General features: G+C 55.7%; 16 protein-coding genes and 4 tRNA genes. 5 read left to right on the plus strand and 15 right to left on the minus strand.

Features of this window, described 5'->3' with window-relative positions; translation table 11 throughout:
- Positions 1 to 14 precede the first annotated feature (14 nt).
- The 9 genes from rpmG to Fuma_RS28750 form a co-directional block, all read right to left on the minus strand.
- Entirely contained in the window at positions 15 to 188 is a 174-nt protein-coding gene (gene rpmG, locus Fuma_RS28705; RefSeq protein WP_349680168.1) for a 50S ribosomal protein L33, read from the minus strand.
- A gap of 81 nt (positions 189 to 269) precedes the next feature.
- Positions 270 to 1466 (minus strand): elongation factor Tu, encoded by a 1197-nt coding sequence (gene tuf / locus Fuma_RS28710; RefSeq protein WP_077027142.1) that lies wholly within the window; start codon positions 1464 to 1466, stop codon positions 270 to 272.
- A gap of 116 nt (positions 1467 to 1582) precedes the next feature.
- Positions 1583 to 1655, minus strand: a tRNA-Thr gene (locus Fuma_RS28715).
- A 29-nt stretch (positions 1656 to 1684) separates the two neighbouring features.
- A tRNA-Gly gene (locus tag Fuma_RS28720) sits at positions 1685 to 1755 on the minus strand.
- Positions 1756 to 1804: 49 nt separating this feature from the next.
- Positions 1805 to 1887 (minus strand) — tRNA-Tyr (locus tag Fuma_RS28725).
- Between the two features lie 65 nt (positions 1888 to 1952).
- Positions 1953 to 2025: transfer RNA gene (locus tag Fuma_RS28730), tRNA-Thr, on the minus strand.
- A 529-nt stretch (positions 2026 to 2554) separates the two neighbouring features.
- Positions 2555 to 4219: a sigma-70 family RNA polymerase sigma factor gene (locus Fuma_RS28740; protein ID WP_077027144.1), complete on the minus strand. Its 1665-nt coding sequence runs from the start codon at positions 4217 to 4219 to the stop codon at positions 2555 to 2557.
- 391 nt (positions 4220 to 4610) lie between these two features.
- Positions 4611 to 6050, minus strand: coding sequence for a DUF1501 domain-containing protein (locus tag Fuma_RS28745; protein ID WP_077027145.1), 1440 nt, complete (start codon positions 6048 to 6050; stop codon positions 4611 to 4613).
- A gap of 34 nt (positions 6051 to 6084) precedes the next feature.
- Positions 6085 to 8517 (minus strand): PSD1 and planctomycete cytochrome C domain-containing protein, encoded by a 2433-nt coding sequence (locus Fuma_RS28750; RefSeq protein ID WP_145944431.1) that lies wholly within the window; start codon positions 8515 to 8517, stop codon positions 6085 to 6087.
- A gap of 359 nt (positions 8518 to 8876) precedes the next feature.
- On the opposite strand from Fuma_RS28750, the gene Fuma_RS28755 reads away from it, so the two are divergent.
- The gene (locus Fuma_RS28755) at positions 8877 to 9308 is read left to right on the plus strand and encodes a hypothetical protein (protein ID WP_077027147.1); all 432 of its coding nucleotides are present in this window, start codon (positions 8877 to 8879) and stop codon (positions 9306 to 9308) included.
- A gap of 157 nt (positions 9309 to 9465) precedes the next feature.
- On the opposite strand, the gene Fuma_RS28760 is transcribed toward Fuma_RS28755, so the two are convergent.
- From Fuma_RS28760 to Fuma_RS28770, 3 genes are all read right to left on the minus strand, one after another.
- Positions 9466 to 9855, minus strand: coding sequence for a GlsB/YeaQ/YmgE family stress response membrane protein (locus Fuma_RS28760; protein WP_229360765.1), 390 nt, complete (start codon positions 9853 to 9855; stop codon positions 9466 to 9468).
- A 191-nt stretch (positions 9856 to 10046) separates the two neighbouring features.
- A complete protein-coding gene (locus tag Fuma_RS28765) occupies positions 10047 to 11780 on the minus strand; it encodes an arylsulfatase (protein WP_077027148.1) in 1734 nt (577 codons plus the stop codon).
- A 72-nt stretch (positions 11781 to 11852) separates the two neighbouring features.
- Positions 11853 to 12728: a hypothetical protein gene (locus tag Fuma_RS28770; protein WP_077027149.1), complete on the minus strand. Its 876-nt coding sequence runs from the start codon at positions 12726 to 12728 to the stop codon at positions 11853 to 11855.
- A 183-nt stretch (positions 12729 to 12911) separates the two neighbouring features.
- Between Fuma_RS28770 and Fuma_RS28775 the strand changes: the two genes are divergently transcribed.
- Positions 12912 to 14687: an arylsulfatase gene (locus Fuma_RS28775; RefSeq protein ID WP_077027150.1), complete on the plus strand. Its 1776-nt coding sequence runs from the start codon at positions 12912 to 12914 to the stop codon at positions 14685 to 14687.
- A 100-nt stretch (positions 14688 to 14787) separates the two neighbouring features.
- Positions 14788 to 15645, plus strand: a complete 858-nt coding sequence (locus Fuma_RS28780; protein ID WP_077027151.1) for a hypothetical protein — start codon at positions 14788 to 14790, stop codon at positions 15643 to 15645.
- Between the two features lie 142 nt (positions 15646 to 15787).
- On the opposite strand, the gene Fuma_RS28785 is transcribed toward Fuma_RS28780, so the two are convergent.
- Entirely contained in the window at positions 15788 to 16906 is a 1119-nt protein-coding gene (locus Fuma_RS28785) for a DegT/DnrJ/EryC1/StrS family aminotransferase (RefSeq protein WP_077027152.1), read from the minus strand.
- Positions 16903 to 17325 carry a Rieske (2Fe-2S) protein gene (locus Fuma_RS28790; protein WP_083732657.1) on the minus strand — a complete coding sequence of 141 codons (423 nt, stop codon included), beginning with the start codon at positions 17323 to 17325 and terminating at the stop codon, positions 16903 to 16905. The genes Fuma_RS28785 and Fuma_RS28790 overlap by 4 nt, the downstream gene beginning before the upstream one ends.
- A 363-nt stretch (positions 17326 to 17688) precedes the next feature.
- Here Fuma_RS28790 and obgE point away from each other — a divergent pair, with 363 nt between their 5' ends.
- Both obgE and ispH read left to right on the plus strand, forming a co-directional pair.
- Positions 17689 to 18705, plus strand: coding sequence for a GTPase ObgE (obgE, locus tag Fuma_RS28800; protein ID WP_077027155.1), 1017 nt, complete (start codon positions 17689 to 17691; stop codon positions 18703 to 18705).
- Between the two features lie 5 nt (positions 18706 to 18710).
- Positions 18711 to 19652 (plus strand): 4-hydroxy-3-methylbut-2-enyl diphosphate reductase, encoded by a 942-nt coding sequence (gene ispH / locus Fuma_RS28805; protein ID WP_077027156.1) that lies wholly within the window; start codon positions 18711 to 18713, stop codon positions 19650 to 19652.
- 64 nt (positions 19653 to 19716) lie between these two features.
- On the opposite strand, the gene Fuma_RS28810 is transcribed toward ispH, so the two are convergent.
- Positions 19717 to 20145: a DUF3806 domain-containing protein gene (locus Fuma_RS28810; protein ID WP_077027157.1), complete on the minus strand. Its 429-nt coding sequence runs from the start codon at positions 20143 to 20145 to the stop codon at positions 19717 to 19719.
- Positions 20146 to 20149 lie beyond the last annotated feature (4 nt).

Below are 20149 nucleotides of genomic sequence, written 5' to 3' on the forward strand. Positions count from 1 at the left end.
AGGACCTAATAAAATTACTTCTTACGCGACTCTTTGTGCAGTGTGTGTCTGCGAAGCTTCGGGCAATACTTCTTCAACTCAAGGCGTTCTGTTCCGCGAGTCTCTTTGATTACCCGATAGTTTCGAAGACCAGTCTCCGTGCACTCAAGCCAAATATATTCTCTCACAGGGAAACCCCTTTGCTTCAAAGCAGAAGACTGCCTGCCCACCAGTCAGAGATAAACAGACAGTCAACTCTTAACGCAACAGCCCGGCCGTGGCCGGAAAATTTACTCAATAATCTTAGTTACAACGCCAGAACCAACAGTTCGTCCGCCTTCGCGAATCGCGAATCGGCTACCCTGCTCCATGGCGATCTGCTTACCCAGTGTTACTTCAACTTTCACATTGTCACCAGGCATACACATTTCTGCACCGCCCAGAAGGTCGGTTGTGCCGGTTACGTCTGTTGTGCGGAAGTAGAACTGAGGGCGATAGCCTGAGAAGAATGGCGTATGTCGGCCACCTTCTTCTTTGCTGAGGACGTAGACTTCGCCTTCGAATTTTGTGTGAGGCGTGATGGAGTTCGGAGCTGCCAGAACTTGGCCACGCTGCACGTCTTCCTTCTTCAGTCCACGGAGCAGCAGGCCAACATTGTCGCCAGCTTGTCCGGTGTCCAGAGTCTTCTGGAACATTTCAACACCAGTACAGGTTGTTTCCTGAGTGTCTCGCAGGCCGATGATGGAGACTTTCTCGCCAACCTTGACTACACCCTGCTCAATTCGGCCAGTGGCAACAGTACCACGACCTTCAATTGAGAAGACGTCTTCGATTGCCATCAGGAAAGGCTTGCTTTCGTCTCGTTCTGGCTCAGGGATGTAGCTGTCCAGGGCTGCCATCAGCTCTGTGATGCAGGCGCTGAATTTTTCGTCTGAAGGGTTGTCCAGAGCGCCTTTGGCATTTCCCTTTACCAGAGGAATGTCGTCGCCAGGGAAGCCGTACTTTGTCAGCAGTTCGCGGACTTCCAGTTCAACCAATTCCAGCAGGTCTTCGTCGTCGACAAGGTCAACCTTGTTCATGAAGACAACCAGAGCTGGTACATCAACCTGGCGAGCCAGCAGGATGTGCTCACGGGTTTGTGGCATCGGGCCACTGTCGGCTGCAACAACCAGAATCGCACCGTCCATCTGGGCGGCACCAGTAATCATGTTCTTAATGAAGTCCGCATGGCCCGGACAGTCGATGTGTGCGTAGTGTCGATTTTCGGTCTCATACTCAACGTGGCTAGCCGCAATCGTTACTGTCTTGGTGGCGTCACGTACGGTACCACCTTTGGCGATGTCTGCATAACTCTTTGCTTCACCCAGCCCCTTGGCTGCTTGTACGGCCAGAATCGCTGCCGTTGTTGTTGTTTTACCATGGTCAATGTGACCAATGGTGCCCACGTTCACGTGAGGCTTAGTACGCTCAAAATTCGCCTTTGCCATCTCCAAACTCCACGGCGGTCACAGACAGCATTCAGCTCTGCGACCTGACAAAACGTTCAAAAAACTCAAATACGGCGTCTTCACACAAGACGCCACCTCACGCTAACACTAATCAAAGCTGCTGATGGGATTTGAACCCATGACCTCGTCCTTACCAAGGACGCACTCTACCGACTGAGCTACAGCAGCGATCGAAGAAGTGGCCTCATTAAAACAAGAGCGGGCGATGGGAATCGAACCCACACGACCAGCTTGGAAGGCTGGAGTTCTACCATTGAACTACGCCCGCATCCGATCTCTCGTCACAACCGACATTTAAACCAGAAGCAACGAAAGAGTGGGGGCAGCAGGATTCGAACCTGCGAAGGCATAAGCCACCAGATTTACAGTCTGGCCCATTTGGCCGCTCTGGAACACCCCCTGAATCAGCTTACAACTTTGTAGACTGAAGTACTTCGACACACCCCGCTCTACAAATGTTCACAAAGCTAGCGGAGGGACTTGAACCCACAACCACCGGTTTACAAAACCGGAGCTCTACCAATTGAGCTACGCTAGCGCACACCGATCGCTGAAACGAGCCGGGCAGTATAGCAATCGCGATTGTGCAGACAAGGCTGATCCCGTAAAGCCTTGCCGGAGTTTCAATTTAGGAAAAACCGGCGAGTTTGCCGTTGTCATTCGCACGTCGGATCGATCTTTTGCCGGTATCTCCCGTTTCAAGATTGATTGCCGGCTGGTAACTGTCCGCTGCCGCCGGAATCGAATTTCCAATCCTCCTGTTCTCGGCATTGAACGTGCGACAAAACAGTAAAAAGATTGGATCTGCTGCGGAGTTGTACGATTTTTCACCCAGCGATATGGTGAAGTCTGCAAGTCGCAATAGTGCACCTCATCGCAGCATCACTCCCCGTTTTGCTCCGGGATCGAGGCCACGGTGCCCTCTTTACAGCGTCACTGCGGTTGTGGATTTCACCCAAGTTTCTGTTCTCATTTCTGCGAGAACCTGGTTTCAGCACGACGCAAAGAAGCCCGACTGTTTGAAAAGTCGGGCTTCCGTGATGGGGGACACTCTATTTCAGCTGCCGCTAAATCCCCGGAATGTCTACCTGTTTCCGCATGGCGATCCGCCGAAGCTTCTCAAGGGTTCGGACTTCAATCTGCCGGACCCTTTCTTTGGTGACACCCAGTCGGTTGCCAACTTCTTCCAGCGTTTCCGGTTCGATTCCTTTGCTGAGCCCGAATCGGTACGAAATTACCTTCCGCTCGCGGCCGTTTAGTTCTGCCAGGATTTCCAGAATCGCATTTCGCTGAGCTTTGTTGACCAGTTCGTCTGCGAACGCGTTACCGCGACCGTCCTGGAAGTCGTAGAAGACTTCGTCGCATCCCGTGCGGAACCGGCCCTGTTGAGTGTGCTCGGCAGGTACGGATCGAGCGAAGTTTTTCATGATCGCCCACGACGCGTACGTCGAAAACTTATTGCCACGAGCGTAGTCGAATTTCTCGATCGCCCGGATCAGTGACATATTTCCATCGCTGACCAGTTCGAAAAAGTTGACACCGGGTTTGAGGTGCCGTTTGGCTATCGACACCACTAGCCGCAAATTCGACCGGGTTAGCAGGTTCTTAATGCCGTTGGCTTCGTCCAACAGCGTTTCAATTTTCTTTGCTGTCCGAGTACTCACGCGAGGCGCGTGAAGAGTCTTTTGCAGTTCTGCCGCTTGATATTTCAGGAAGTTCATCTTCCGGAAGTAGTACTGTTCCTGTGCCTTATTCAGTAAGGGTGCGGTGTACAGCTCGGCCAGGTAAGCAGGCAAGCCATTCGGGACACGGACAGATGCCGCTTTTTTGTCGTAGTCCGGGGCCACACCGCAGATTAGCCGGTCAGCGTTAGGTAATCGGAATTCGTCGCTGTCCATGAAGTCGATGGGCGTCGCCTTCAGCCGCCTGATTCGAACGTCTGCCAAAATCGAATGTACGACGGGCTTGGTGCGGCCAAAACGACGTGCGAGGTCTGGGACCGATACACCTTGAGTATAAAGGTCGTACAGCAGCGACTGGTGCTCCGACGAAATCTGCCCGCTCGGCTTTTTAAACAAAGCGTTTTCCGGGTGCATTCGGTCGTAGTCCCGCAGCGTGTAACGAATTGTTTCCATCGCTCGGTCGTGGCGTTTTCCCAGCGTTCTGCTGACTTCCGTCAGTCCCTGGCCGTTTGCCACCAATGAACGAGCTTCGAGGATAATGGCTTCGCGTTCAGATTCTGACATCTGTCGGAAGTTTCCGCCGCGGTCGATGTCTTCGCGATTCAGGGCGACAAAACGGTCCAGCGTCGATTTGGGGATGACGATCCGCTTGCGGCCATCAATTTTCACTCGACGGCTGGCCAGGCCTTTGCTTCGCCAGCGATCAACGGTCTTCGCGGACACATTAAATTTCTCGCTGACTTCCTGCACAGTGAGGACGGGTTCGCCCAGATCAGCTACAGAGAGATCGAGGCTTCCAGACAGGTCTTCTACAAAGCAACGGAGGTCGTGGGCCAGGTTGGTGCCGGAAATGCAAATTCCGGCCTGTGAATCGGGGCGATAGCCGGTAACGGACGAACACACGTCGCCAAATGAGTAATCTGAGGAACCGTCAACGGAGAGCAGGAACTTCTCTGCCTGCAGAATTTGCCGATTTCGCACCGCTTGTGGGGCGAAACGAACCTGCTGCTCAGCCAATTCTTTGATGGTTTTCGATCGATAGCGTGACATGCGTGACCTCCTTTTTGGTAGACCGGCGATTTGCCGGCCTGCTGCACAAACCTATAGGCAAAGTTCGTGCCGGACGCCCTGCAACCTTCCTGGCTGCGACACTTCCGATACACCCGAAACCCGTCGTGGGTCTATGTTTCTGAACCGCAAAGCGAATTCAGAAATCACCATCAACACTCGCATACGACACAAGGTTGCTGTTGTAAATACGTAAAACAGAGACGCTTCGGTTGCAAAAACGTTCGTGAAAAATCGACATATTCACTAGTTTCGCCACCGACGCGGGTCAATCCCCATTCGACGTATTCACCAGCAGGGACGGCCGTTCCCCCGTATTCCTTACAGCGCCTGACGACAATTTGATGTCTGAGTGTTGTCCGATTGATGTCACTCACGCGAAGATGTCATCGACGACTCGGCCTTCCACGTCGGTCAATCGGAAGTCCCGGCCCCCGTAACGATAGGTCAGGCGTTCGTGGTCGAGACCTAAAAGGTGCAGGATTGTGGCGTGCAGATCGTGGACGTGCACCTTGTTGTGAGCCGCGTAGAAGCCGAATTCGTCGGATTCGCCGTAGCTAAATCCCGCCTTCACGCCGCCACCAGCCATCCAATAGGTGAACGCGTGCGGATTGTGGTCGCGCCCGTTTTTCTGTTCGCCCTGAGATGTGGGTGTGCGGCCGAATTCTGCTCCCCAAATCAATAACGTGTCCTCCAGTAGACCGCGTTGCTTGAGGTCTGTCAGCAGGCCAGCGATCGGGCGATCGACTTGTTCGGCGAGTTCCGTGTGTTTTTTTCTGAGATCCCCGTGTTGATCCCAATAGCGGTGAGATACCTGCACAAAACGCACTCCAGCTTCTGACAATCGCCGAGCCAGCAGGCACTGGCGGCCGAAGCTGTCAGTTGGCCCGTCGTCGATGCCGTACAGCGTATTTGTGGCTTTCGATTCCTGACCGATGTCCAAAATCTCAGGGGCTTCCGTCTGCATGCGAAACGCCAGCTCAAACGATTCGATCCGTGCATCCAGTTGAGCGTCTGCTGAAGTGCGGATGCCCGGTCGTTTCAATTGATCGAGGTCCCTCAATAGATCGAGCTGCATCGACTGAAGTGATTCCGAGACGACATCATTCGATAGATTTTGAATGGCGGGTGCAGCGTCTTCCTTCTTTCGTTTTGGTGATCCGATACGTGTCGCCTGATGAATTGGCGGAAGGAAGGCGGATCCGAAGTTTCGCACGCCGCCATGCCCCAGTGTTGGAGCGATCGTGATGAAGCTCGGCAGGCTTTCATTGGCTGTGCCAAGGCCGTAGCTAATCCACGCTCCCATGCTTGGCCGCACAAATGTGTCCGACCCGGTGTGGACTTTCAGGAGAGCTCCACCGTGAGCCTCATTCGATCCGTGAATGGACTTAATAAACGTGATGTCATCAGCACAGCGACCGACGTGCGGAAACAGGTCACTAACCCACGCGCCCGACTGGCCGTACTGTCGGAACTTCCACGGGCTGGCGAGCAGGTTACATGTCTTCGCAAACTGAATGCGCGGCTTCGCAAACGGCAACGGCTTTCCGTCGCGAGCGTTCAGTTCCGGTTTGTAGTCGAAGGTATCGACATGAGACGGGCCTCCATGCATGAACAGAAAGATGACTCGCTTCGCCCGTGCAGGAAAGTGGCCAGGGTGAGCCAGCAACGGGCTGACGGCTTTTCCGCCCGTTGACGTTTCAGGTTGCGCAGCGCATGCTGATTGCCGATTCAGGAGATCTGCCAGCGCGAGCGACCCGAAACCCGCTCCGGCGCGGTTCAGCATCTGTCGTCGGCTTAGATGTGTCGTCATGAGTTGACTCCGGCACGTGAATGTGTGGCCCACGCTATTCTACAAAGATGAATTCGTTGGTTGCGATCAGAGTGCGACACAACGCCGCCCATGCCTGAACTCGCCGCTCCTCAGAATCTTCAACGCTCGAAAGGTTCTGATCCGCATCCGCCAGAAACCGCTGCGCGCGTTGTTGTTCTTCTTCCTTCGGTGGTCGCGAAAATAACCGTTCGAACGCCATACCAATCAGTTGACGGTCGCTGTTTGCGGTGTCGGTTGAACTGTTTTTTAGCAGTTCCTTTGCGACGTTTTCGGCCTGTCGAATCACGATAGGACTGTTCATCATGAACAGCGATTGTTGCGGAATTGTCGTGGTGGGACGCTGTTCGATGTGGTTCGATGTTTCCACATAATCGAACGTGCTGAACATTTCGTACAACGCACTGCGATTGATGGGAAGATAAATCGCCCGCCGATTGGAATTGGTGTTGGCGGCAATGTCGCCCATTGTCATGTCGAGGGCTCCGCCCACAAACAAAATCGAATCACGGATCGGTTCGGCTTCCAGTCGACGGCGGTTCTGCCGTCGGAGCAGGCGGTTTTCCGGATCTTCGACTTCTGCGGCTGGGCTTGCCTCGCTGCTCATCTGGTACGTCGCCGACAGCATGATCAGTCGGTGCATGTCCTTAAGCGACCAGTTGCGGCGGACCAGTTCTTTTGCCAGCCAGTCCAGCAGTTCCGGGTGAGTGGGCGGTTCGGATTGAAGTCCAAAATTGGACGGGCTGCGGACCAGCGCATTTCCAAAGTGCCACATCCAGATTCGGTTCGCCATCACTCGCGTTGTGAGTGGATTTTCCTCTGAAACGAGCCATCTCGCGAGCTGCAGCCGGCCACTGCTTTCGTTTTGAATAGGCGGCGCTGCTGCCGTTTTTGTCAGAATCGTCGGCATCGCTCGTGGAACAACGTCGGGACTTAAAGTGAGGTGGTTGGCGCGAATGTGGACCGGCAAATCGGTCGGCTTGTCTTCGTCTACCGCCATCACCATGTCGAATGCTGGCATTTCCTTCGTCAGCTTTTCAACGACCTCTTCCTGTTTCTTCAGGTCGGCGTCCGAAATCGGTTCTGTGGCTTTGGCTCGCGCCTTTTTCATCCGCTTGAGTTCAGCTTTCGCTTCGTCGATGCGAGGCTGATAAGCCAATCGTTGAGCTTCGATTTCTTTCGACGGACGCGGACGTTCCAGCCACTTCGAAACGAAGTCGCGATTGGCCATCGACTGCGTGCTGTAAAAGATACCGGCCAGAGCGTAATAGTCTTCGGCGCTGATCGGATCGAACTTGTGATCGTGGCATCGGGCACAGGCGACCGTTAATCCAAGCATGGTGCGGCTGACGGTGTCAATCTGCTCATCAACGATGTCGATGATCATCTTGTCCTTGTCCTGCTCGGCCAGCATCTTCGGGCCAATGACCAGCATCCCGGTTGCGGTGATCAGGTCGCCCGCTGCACGTTCATCATTCGGAACGGGAAGCAGATCGCCCGCAAGCTGCTGCACGATGAAATCGTTCAGCGGGAGGTCGTCATTGACCTTCTGCACCACCCAGTCGCGAAACCGCCATGCGTTCGGCAGGCTGTGATTTTCATCTGCCCCGTTTGTGTTCGCGTACCTCACCAGATCCAGCCAGTGCCGTCCCCAGCGTTCCCCATAACGGGGCGAAGCGAGTAGCCGGTCGACAACTTTCGCGAACGCATCCGGAGAATCGTCAGCAAGAAAGGCGTGGACTTCGTCCACCGTGGGCGGCAGTCCAATCAGGTCGAATGTTGCTCGGCGAATCAAAGTGCGCTTCTCGGCCCGAGGCGCAGGTGCGTGGCCCGCAAGGCGTAGCTTCTTTGCGACGAATTGGTCAATGGGATTCTTTGCCCAGTCAGCTTCTGCGTCGTCGATTTCAGGAGGCGCATTGTTGCTAATCGGTTTAAAGGCCCAGTGTTGTGCGGCTGCATCCCAGTCGACGGGTTTTAACTTACCATGAATTGTTTCCGTGCGAGGATCGACGGCGCCGTTTTCGATCCATTTCGCGAAGTCGGCGATGACGTCGTCAGGCAGTCGCCCCTTCGGCGGCATTTCAAACGATTCGTGTTTCAGTGAACTGAGTAACAGGCTGTCGTCGGGGCTTCCCGGTTCCACGGCCGGACCGCTGTCCCCGCCTTTTCGAATCGCATCCCTGTGGTCGAGTTGCAGGCCGCCTCGAACGATCTTTGAATTCGCCGAATGGCATTCATAACAGTGCTTAACCAGCACGGGGCGAATTTTCGATTCAAAGAACTGAACGTCTGCCGGGTTGAGCGTCTTAGGCCCATCGTCTGCCGCGAGCGCCGCGCCCGCAATCAGGTAGGCGCAGACAAGCATGCCTCGCAGTTGCCAGCCTCGAAGTCTTCGAACTGCACGTGTCGCATCGGCGCCTAAACAAACTCGATCGCTAACGTCGCCCACTTCGAATCTCCCCGCTGAGTCAAGCCTGACACGTTATTCTTAATCCGTCAACGGCGCGAAAGCAAGGACGCGGGCGCAGCGCCACAGTGCCTGCGGTAGGTAAGCTAGGTCTGAGGTGTGCGGTCAGTACGATCCTACCGCTCCAGCGACCAACGGGAGCACCGCCGGCGCTTCAGCTTTCCCAACGTCACCCGCCCACCACGCCAATCGCCTGTCGGTGCGCACCGACCTGCGGGAAATGAGGCACTCTTTCGACGATTTTGGTGTAAATCAGGGTGCTGGAATGTGGGCTGCCGTGTACAGTCGTTGCACAATCTATCTTGATTGTGTTTGCCTTCTGTCCTTCTGCGGAGTCTGACATGCCACCGGAAACAACGTACCTGGCCTTTGGAGCCTGTGTGGCGGCCGTCGGAATTGCGTTGATCGTGGTGCATGTGCGTTCGCACCGAAAGCATCAGGCTGACGACGAATTGTCGGAGTCCGATCACCAGTTCTTCGACCATCAATACGCTCGCCGAATGCAAACATCGGCGCTGACTGTGACTCTCGGCGCGTTGATCGGCCTGTGCGGATATTTGCAGGTCTTTGAGGACTCACCGGTGTTTGCCACCGTCTATGTGATCGGCCTGTTGTTGCTGGCGATGTGGCTGATTCTGTTGGCTGTCAGCGATGCGATTGCGACTCGCGTTTACGCCAGCAAGCTCGATCGCAAGAATCGAGCGGTCAAGAAATCATTGCAGGACGCTTTGGCTGAGGTGCGAGAGGCTCACGGCCTGGACGCTCAGAATTGACGCACGTTCTCGCTCATCGGGCAACAACTCCGACGCGCTCAAGCCTCTCCCGAACATCGCTTCGCTGGTTCGGCCCCTCCCGCGATGAATCGCCGGAGGGGTGCGTGCTGTTTCAGGCTCGTGCGCAGAAGCTTGAGGTGACTGCTGCTACGGTGCGTCAGCCAATGACGTCTTCCAGAATCTTTCGCCGTCGACTTCGCTTACGAGTTCGATGAGCCAGGCGGTCGTCATATTCGTTGCCTTCGGCGAAGAATGATCCGGCCAGCAGGCGATAGAAAAACAGCAGCGAGAAGGCTCCCATTGTCGCGGCGAAGAAGCCCTTTACACTGATGGGATCAATCTGAGCGTCGCGCCAGAAGAACAGCAAGGTGCCGCAGCCGATCACGCTGCCGCCGATTCCCATGAGCATCGTGCCCACGGCACCGCCTGGATCGCGTCCTGGCATAATGGCTTTCGCGGCGAGGCCTGTCAGCGTGCCGAATCCAACCCAGCGCAGCAGCTCATTCAGGCTGTTGCGAATGATTTCCATGACTTCGGTTTCGGACACAATGGGCCTCCTGCCCTGTTTCGTCGGCGAACGCATGTCAGATTAGTCTGCAGTGACGGACCGTCCAATACTGTCTTCGTCACAACCAGGCGTTCGCGTCCAGCTCGCCTGTTTCTCCGACTCACTTCAGGCGTAGTCTGCGAGTTCACCGGCAGAATGTGCCGGTCTCCGTGCGGTCTGCTGTTTGCGGCTCAGCGATTGCCTGCGGCATAGGGTTCCCATGTCACGCCGACGCGAGTCGCCCACTGCTCCCATTGCGAAACCATGGTAGCCACACGCTGCGGGTATTTGTCGGCCAGGTTGTTGAGTTCACAGCGATCTTCGGCGAGGTTGTAGAGTTCCCACGTCAATGGGGCGGGCATCCGTTTTGAGTAGACAACTTTCCAGTCTCCGTCGCGAAATGCGTGAGCCGCCTGGTGATCAAATCCGATCGAACGCGGCGGCAATTTTTTGCCACGCATCGCGGGAAGAAGGCTTGTTCCTTCCAGCGGCTGAATCTCACGGCGCGCGAATTGTTTCGGGTACTCCGCACCTGCGGCCTCAATCAGTGTCGGCATCACGTCCATGAAATGAGCCGAGTCTCGCACCCAGTTGTCGCCAGATTGCGTTGCACCTTCACGCGAGTCGTTGTCCGAATCGCTTTGTGCGTTGCGGCCCGCTGAGCCTATCTGACCGCCGGGCCAGTGCGCGATAAAAGGCGTGCTGATACCGCCTTCATAGGTGAAGTGTTTGTACATTCGGAGCGGCGTGTTGCCGAGATTCGCCCATGCGCTGCCGTAGGATTGGTGAGTGCCGCGACCGCCAATGTTTCGTAATTCGTCGCCCGTTCGCAGAATGGTTTCACCGCGCCGCGAACGCCCGTCGAAGCCAAACGGCCCCCATTCGTAGCACGCGCCGTTGTCGCTGAGAAACAAAACGAGCGTGTTGTCAAAGTCATTCGCCTTCTTCAGGTGCTGCGTGATCTGGCCCACGCCAGCGTCGACGCTGTTTACCATCGCGGCGAACACGGCCATTCGTCTGGCGAGATCTCGCTGTCGATCTTTGCTGAGCGAATCCCACGCCGGATTCTGTTCGCCGGGATAGCCGTTGGCGATGTCGTCTCGATCGACGGGGACGATCTCGCGAGGTGACATCTTCCAATGCGGGCCACTGATCAAGCCCAGTTCCTGCATCCGCTCGTAGCGTTCCTTGCGCAGTACGTCCCAGCCACGCAGGTAAGTTTGTTCGTACGTGTCCGCTCGATCGGCCGGAGCCTGCACCGGAAAGTGGGGCGACGAATGACCGAGAAACAGGAACCAGGGCTTGTCCGTCTTTTGCCCCTGCTTGATAAATTCGATGGCATAATCGTTGAACACATCCGTCGCATAGAACTGATCCTCTGGCGGATCGATTTCTTTCGCTCGCCCACTTGGCAGCCGGATGTAGTAGTCTGCGTCGTATTGATCGTGTGAGTGGTCTTTGGTGTAGCCGTAGAATTCGTCGAAGCCGCGCTTGATCGGTCCGGTTTCGGGATGCATGTGCCACTTGCCGACGTAGTAGCAACCGTATCCAGCGGGCTTCAGCACTTCTGCCATCGTCACACAGTCGTCACGAAGCCGGCCGAGATAACCTGGACCACGCTTTTGATTCGGCTTGTTTGTGGTGAAGTCGCCAATGCCTGCCTGAGTCGGATACAACCCCGTCATCAGCGAAGCACGGCTGGGACAGCATCTCGCTGAGTTATAGACCTGTGTGAACTTCACGCCGCCACTGGCCAGAGCATCTATGTTGGGCGTGTCGATTTCACCGCCGTAGCAGCCGAGGTCAGAATACCCGAGATCGTCGGCCAGAATCACGATGATGTTCGGCTGCTGCTGAGCCACTGCGTTCACAGCAACGCCGGAAACAAAAGCGAGAAGCAGGCAGCCGGTTTTCCAGGCAGACATGGTGTTCAACCCTGTTGATTACGGTGTGAGATCGTCAACGATTTACGCTCATGTTTCGTATTAGGCGTCCAGTCAGGCGTTTAGCCACTGTCGCAGGCACCATCGCAGGCCATGCTGAATATCCAGTTTCGGAATGATGGCCTCCAGCGGCTGATCAGCCACTTCAATAGTCAGTCCGGCGTCTGGCATGTTGGCAAGCCCCAGCACGGCGGCGGAGGGAAACATTTCTCGAGCTGCCTGCAACGACGCTTCGACCAGCGGCCCCCACGGATCAAGATCGTGGATGACGACATTCACCGGGCCACGCGAAGTTTCCTGCGGACGAGTCCGCTGCCCCGACTTGACGGCAATCAGCGGCATTTCGAGCGACTTCAAACCCAGTTCACGTGTCGCCTGGGCCATCGTGCGCCGCAGAGTGCGATCGGGGCTGATGATCGCTCCGTTCATGGCCTGCAGCTTCGGCAGTGGAGCCCAGTCGTCTCCGTTTCCTAACCGATGGACGAAGATCTCATCGCGCGCTGACGTTGGCGGCAGTGCGTCGAGGTCGCGGTCGGCGTTCTGCAATTCCTGTTCGATAACTGACTGAGCCAGCCGCAGAGGTACTCGCACAGCATCGGGCCACACGTTGCGATTGCGGCCGTCTGATTCGCAGGCCGAACTATAAATGCACAGCAGTCGGCTAAACAGAGTGCGACCAATCAGCTGGTTGACTTCGGCGGCAGAGAACTGATCCGACCACGACTGCATCACGATTGTGAGGTCCGCATTGGCCAGTTTCGGCTCGTCCTGCTGCAATGCCGCTTCGATGCCGGAAAATTCGCTGATCGAAGCGGTCTGCGAACACAGCCACTGCGACAACGATCGGAATTCGCGGCGTTTTGCATCGCCGATGAGTGCCAATTGATGGGTGGCGGGTTCAGCGGGGACGGTGGAAGAGGGGGCTGGCATCGTTGATTTACTATCTGCGACGTGGCGACTATTCTGTAGCGTTGGTGAATTGTAAGCAGTTTGGGTTCTTTCAGTGAGTGCTCTTTCCAAATTGCAGGCGCCTTCGGTGTGGCTAGCGGGGACATGTTTCAAGCGGTCGCTAAGTTTACGGTTCAGGCACGGCCTCACAGAGGAGTTTTGTAAATGTCGTTTCTCACGCGAATTGCCGTTCTCTTTCTCCTGTTAGCAGCGGCGGCGGCCAATGCGGCTGACAAGCCCAACGTTGTTATCGTGATCACCGATGATCAGGGATACGGCGACTTGTCATGCCACGGTAATCCCATTCTGAAAACGCCCGCAATTGACAAGCTGCATGGGGAGTCGGTCCGGCTGAAGGATTACCATGTGTCGCCCACGTGTTCTCCTACCCGCAGCGCATTTCTTACCGGACACTGGACCAATCGCACAGGTGTGTGGCACACGATCATGGGCCGGTCGATGCTGCGGGAAAATGAAGTGACGATGGGCCAGGTCTTCAAAGACGCAGGCTACGCCACCGGCATGTTCGGTAAATGGCACCTTGGCGACAACTATCCCTATCGCCCCGAAGATCGCGGCTACACCGAGGTGCTGCGGCACGGTGGTGGCGGAGTCGGCCAGACGCCCGATTACTGGGACAACGCCTACTTCGACGGCAGCTACTGGCACAACGGTACGCCGGAATCTGTGAAGGGATTTTGCACCGATGTTTTCTTCGATTACGCAAAGACGTTCATCAAGTCGTCGAAAGAAGCGAACAAGCCGTTTTTGGCCTACATCGCAACCAACGCGCCTCATGGCCCGATGCACGCTCCGGAAGAATCTTCCTCACCATATAAAGATGTCGGCAACGTTGGGCTGCAGAACTTCTTTGGAATGATCGCAAACATCGACGATAACGTCGGCAAGCTGCGAACTTTCCTCGACGAACAGGGATTGACCGAGAACACGATCTTTATCTTCACGACCGACAACGGATCGTCGTCCGGCTGGCGGACGTTTAACGCGGGCATGCGAGCCGGCAAAGGCAGCGAATATGACGGCGGCCATCGAGTTCCCTTCTTTGCCCATTGGCCGAAAGGCAAGCTGACTGGCGGGCACGATGTCGAACCGATCACGGCTCACGTCGACATCCTGCCGACGTTAATCGATCTGTGCGAAATCGCTCCGCCAGAAGGCGTGAAGTTTGACGGCCGCAGCATCGCTCCTTTGCTGGATCCAACAACTGGCACCGACTGGCCCGACCGAATTCTGGTGACCGACTCGCAGCGAGTAAAAGACCCGATCAAGTGGCGCAAAAGTTCCGTGATGACATCGCAGTGGAGATTGATCAACGGTAAGCAGCTATACAACATCAAGGCGGACCCGGGGCAGAAATCTGACGTCGCCAGTGGCCACCCGGATGTCGTGGCGCGGCTGACCGAATTCTACGACGCCTGGTGGGAAGACCTGCTGCCCAGCTTCAGCAATGACACGGCCATTTATCTGGGGCACCCGAATGACAATCCGGCTCGCCTGACGTCGCACGATTGGATCACGACCGGCTCCACACCCTGGAATCAGCAACATATTCGCAAGGCAATGAATGGCGACCGGAATACCGGTTTCTGGAATGTTCTGGTCCACGAAGCCGGCGACTACGAAATCCGTCTTCGTCGCTGGCCGGAAACTGCCGACAAGCCCCTCAACGCGTCGTTGCCGCCGGGGGCCGACGTGCCAGGTGTGAAGGCGTATCGTACTCAACCAGGCAAAGCGATTCAGCCGGTCAAGGCCTCAATTAAAGTCGGAAAAGTCTCGGCGAAAGCGGACATTCAACCCGGTGATCGCGAAGTGGTTTTCAACCTTACTCTACCGCAGGGCAAGACTCGCATGACCGCCCTGTTCACGACGGCAGACGGTGAGGAGTTCGGGCCGTACTATGCTTACGTTCAGAAAAAATAGTGGACTCGCCGCCTTCGTCCCGGGCTTGTTCGAGATGACACTGATAGCCCCCGGCGCGAGGTCGGGCGACTATCCATAATTCGCTTGTCCGGTAGTCACAATGTTACGACTTCTTGCTTTGATCACGCTGTTGACGGGTACCGCTGCCGCTCAGGTGACGGCGCCTCCGGCTGAGCTGAAGCTCGACCCGTTTTACGCAAAATTCATTTCTGCGAACGGCTACCCGATTGTCGCCTCCGCAAAGGTGAACGACTACGCGCTGAAAGAAGCCGCCTACCTGGTCAACCTGATGCTGGCTCATCGACCGGACGTCAAAGACGCGATGGTCAAGAGCGGCTCGCGGCTGATCATTATGTCCCACGACGAATTCACGACCGACGTTCCGGAACATTCGCACCTGCGACCCCGGGATTACTGGGACGCTCGGGCTCGAGGGCTCGGCGGATCGCAAACCGACCCGGTCTGCAGCTGCGGCGAAGAAAACCTGCTGGCGTTTGTGGGGGATCCGTACGCTGCGGAGAACATTCTGATCCACGAGTTCGCTCACAACATTCACCTGCGAGGGATGGTGAATCTGGATCCGACATTCGATGATCGCCTGGAGCAGGCATACGAAGCAGCGATGGAGGACGGCCTGTGGAAAACGAAATATGCGTCCACAAATCGTGATGAGTACTGGGCCGAAGGTGTGCAAAGCTGGTTCGACAACAACCGTCCGCCGGATCACGACCACAATCATGTGGATACTCGGGACGAACTCCGCGAATACGATCCTCGCCTGGCAAAACTCTGCGAAGAAGTGTTCGGCGAAACAAAGCTGGTCTACACAAAGCCGGCCACTCGACTGACCGGGCACTTGGAAGGATACGATCCGTCACAGGCACCAACATTCAAATGGCCGGAACGTTTGGAAGAGGTCAAAAAGAAGATCCGCGAGGAAGCTGTGAACCGCAAGTAGCACCTAAATGACTTCTCACCTATTAAGCAACACACATCGCCCCCAATTCCAAAGGTGTCTCTTGGATTGAGTACCTTCCATGTTCGAATCTTTACGGTCCGCAGAAGTTCGTTCGCCTGGTGAATGCAGTCTCACGATCCCGCTACGCGTGTCGAACGATTTCTGTCAGGCGTGATAAAACGTCCTGCGGCTGAAGCAGCGCGGGGTGATGCAGCGTCATGAGGCAATCGTGCAGGTCCGACGCATTGGGCAACTCACCCACGGCGCGAAACCGTCGCTGGCTGTGAATTTTGTGCAGCGCTGAAAACGCTGGATCGAGTGCTACGCCCTGCCGTCGCAACGCTTCCGAATAGGCCTCACGAGTTCGGCCTTCCGGTCCAACGATGTAACGGAATGCGACTTTGTAGTAGGCCGGAGACGCATCTGGTTCTGCATGTGGGGAAGGCGAAAGTGCTGGCTGCAACGGTGCTTCACGCGGCCAGGTCTGAAGCAGGTGTTCCACGTTCTGCAGGCGAAGTTGGTTACGGTCAGCAAGTTGATTCAGTTGCGGCAGCAATACGGCGGCCTGCATTTCCGACAAAGGGTAGGCATCGTTTCCTCGTTGCGTATGCAAACGAATTCGTTGAGCCAACGTGGGGTCGTTGGTGATAACTGCCCCGCCCCGCCCTGCCGTGAGAAGTTTGCTGCCACCGAAACTCAGCACCCCAATATTGCCGATGGACCCCGCCATCCTTCCATTCAAAATGGCGCCCGGAGACTGGCAGGCATCTTCGACTACGGGAAGACGGTGCTCGTCCGCGATCGCCTGAATTTCAGCCATGCGGGCGAAGCTGCCATGCAAATGAGAGCAAATGATCGCACGTGTTCTAGCCGTGATCGCGTTTGGCAACTGAGTCGGATCGAGCACTGGTAGACCCGGCAATGTGTCGACCAGCACCGGCGTTGCTCCCAGTGTCACTACGTTGGCAAAATTCGCTTTGAATTCGTAGGCGGCCAGAATGACTTCGTCGCCGGGCTGTACCTTGACGGACCTCAACGCCAGTTCCACCGCCGCAGTGCCGCTGCTGCACAGAACGACATGGTCGACATTGTGAAATTCCGCCAGTGCGCGTCGCAGGTTGTCGCAATGAGGACCGTGGTAGCGTCCCCAGCTTCCGTCATGCAGCATGGCCGCAAACACATGACGAATCGCATCGTCTGTGATCGGCCATGACGGCGGTTTGATCTCGCCGTCGGATGTTGAGCCACCGTCGCTGGTCATGGCGAATCGCGTTCCGGTGGCGTTTCGTCCGGTTCGCCGGCCTTCTCCGGATCAGCGTTCGTCGGATCGGCTGACTCCGAATCGGTGGACTTCGGCGTATCCGGCGGAGGAACGGCCACTTGAATTTCATTGCCTTCGACACGGACGTCGTATGTCGGAGTCTTGATGCCGCTTTTTGAGTTATCCAGCCATGTGCCGTCTTTGATACTGAAGCACCAGGCGTGCCACGAACACATCACCGAACCGTCCTCTGCCACCGGACTTTCGGACAGGGATGCTCCCATGTGAGGGCAAAAATCGTTGATCGCAAAGTACTCGCCGTTGTGCAGGAACAGGCCCACCATTGTTCCGCTGACCGGAAAACAGCGCCCTTCACCCTCGGGGATATCGCCTACTTTTGCTACTGTCTGAAATTCCAAGGTGCCGTACTCAATCAAAATCGAAATGGAAGGATTCGGCCCGCATCACTGATGCCGGTTGTCGCCGTGTTATTGGCGAAAATCAGCGCCGAACAGCGGCTTTTGTTGACTGTTTTTGTCGCTTTGGCGAGCAATTGTGGCGGTCGGCGTTGCGAACGTCAAACCGTGAAATCCCTGACCACTTTGGCAAGCAAAACGCGGAAACGACTCATCTAAGCTCAGCAGGTCGCTACAATCCAGGTCTATTCCTTTCCACAAATACCCAAAACAAAAAACGCAGCCGGACAGAAAATCCCCGCGTAGCAGCGTGATCGGAACCCTCACGCCAACCACGCGAACCATCCGGCCTGATGTCAGGCCCCCATGTTTGTTGATCGAGTGACAATTTCGTGTCGCGCTGGCGACGGCGGAAACGGCTGCAGTAGTTTCCGCAAAGAAGCTCACGTTCCGCGCGGAGGCCCGGACGGTGGCGACGGCGGACGTGGCGGCAGTATTATCGTGAAAGCCGACCGGAATCTGGGGTCGCTCGGCAACCTCGTCGGCCATCATCACTGGAATGGCGAACGAGGGCAGCACGGAATGGGCAGCCTGAAAACGGGTAAAAGCGGCCAGGATTCCTTCATTCTTGTGCCGCCGGGAACGCTGGTGAAGGATCTGGAGCACGGCCACCTTCTGAAGGATCTGCAGGAGCACGGAGAATTCGTCACCGTGGCCAAAGGCGGTTACGGCGGACGCGGTAACAAGCGGTTCGCAACGTCCACCAATCGAGCACCCCGCGAATGCGAACAGGGACATCCCGGCGAAAAGCGGGATGTCGTGCTGGAACTTAAGTTGATCGCCGATGTTGGCCTTGTCGGAAAACCTAACGCCGGCAAGTCGACGCTGCTAAGCCGCATGTCGCGAGCGACGCCCGAAATCGCCGATTATCCCTTCACCACGAAGTATCCGAATCTGGGCATGGTGCAGGTGTCGATGGATCACGAGTACGTGTTGGCCGATATCCCGGGGCTGATTGAAGGCGCATCGGCTGGGGCAGGCCTGGGCCACGAATTCCTGAAGCATATTGAGCGAACTCGGCTGATTGTTCACATGGTCGAACCGTCGCCGATGGATTTTTCGGACCCGCTAAGTAACTACGATCAAATTCGCGAAGAACTTGAAAAATACAATCCCGTCCTGGCCACTCGCCCTGAAATTTTGTGCGTGACAAAGGCCGAATTACCAGACGCGGAAACGTGTGCAGAATTGCTTCGCGAAACGTCGGGCAAGGACGTACATTTGATTTCGGGCGTCACCGGCCAGGGGCTTGCTGAGTTAAACCAGATGATCATTCAGCGGTTAGCCGAACTGGATGAAGATTTGTCACCGATCACCACGTGAGTACCATGAAGATTCTCCTCGCAAACCCGCGTGGCTTTTGTGCCGGCGTGAACATGGCGATTGAATGCCTCGACGAAGCCATTCGGCGAGTCGGACTAGGCATCTACGTTTATCACGAAATTGTCCACAACAAATACGTCGTCGATCGCTTCACAAAGCAGGGAGTGAAATTCGTCGATTCACTGGAAGAAGTTCCGACGGGATCGATCCTGTTATTTAGTGCTCATGGCGTTTCTCCCGAAATCCGCGCCTTAGCCAAAACACGAAATCTGCAGACGGTCGATGCCACCTGTCCGCTGGTGACGAAGGTTCACCTTGAGGCGATTCGTTATGCCAACGCGGGCTATAACATTGTGCTGATCGGCCACGAAGGCCACGACGAAGTGATCGGAACAATGGGCGAAGCTCCTGAAAGCATCACGCTTGTGGAAACGCCGGAAGAAGTGGCCAACCTGCCCTTCACGCAAACCGATAAGCTCGCCTTTCTGACTCAAACAACTCTTAGCGTGGCCGAAGCCAGCGAAGTGATTGTGGCTTTACGGAACCGCTATCCGCAGATCGATTCACCGAAAAAAGAGGACATCTGTTACGCCACGACCAACCGCCAGGAAGCCGTGCAGATGTTGGTGGAATCTGCTGATGTGCTCATTTGTTTGGGCAGCCAAAACAGCAGCAACAGCCGTCGGCTGATGGAAATTGGAGCCAGCCAGGGAGTCCCTTCTTATCTGATTGACGGAGCGGCTGAGTTGCAGTCGGAATGGTTCGAACAGGATTCCACGGTCGTCATCACGGCTGGCGCGAGTGCCCCTGAGGTTGTTGTCGAAGAATGTATCGACTATCTGAAACAGCACTTCAACGCGGTCGTCAGTGAAGAGACTCTGCGAGAAGAAAACGTGCACTTCAATTTGCCTAAAGAGCTCCATCAGCTAGGCGTTCTGAAGAGCTGATCGGCGGGCGGTTGGTGGTGGTATTCGGCAATAGAATCAGTTCAGTGTGAACGGTGTGAGTCCTTCACTCGTCATGGAGTTGTCGTTTGGCCTCGTCGATTGATGTCTCGATTGCTGCATACATTCCCGGAATGTTGATTGGCGAGCCCTCTATGCCCCTTCGCAGCATCATAGAGATTGGATTCAATTGCAGCGTCGTGTGCTCATATCGAAGGCAAAGATCCGCCCCGAATTCGTCTTTCACGTGCCACCAGTCGAACCCATCAAGATTGCTGACCATAATTCTTCCAAGTGCGACACCTAGCCCCTCACAACCGTGTTTGCCGCGATCAATTATGTCATTGTCTAGAAGGCGTTGGAGCAAGTGCATCGCGTCCTTGGACTGATCAAGCTCTTCGTCGTACTCTTCTCGAACAAGGTTCACAATCCCCATCCACCTTGATGCCAGCCATTTGAACTCATCGTGACTCGGTGGTCGATATTCAGGTTCCATATTG

The sequence above is a fragment of the Fuerstiella marisgermanici genome (assembly GCF_001983935.1).
Taxonomy (GTDB): domain Bacteria; phylum Planctomycetota; class Planctomycetia; order Planctomycetales; family Planctomycetaceae; genus Fuerstiella; species Fuerstiella marisgermanici.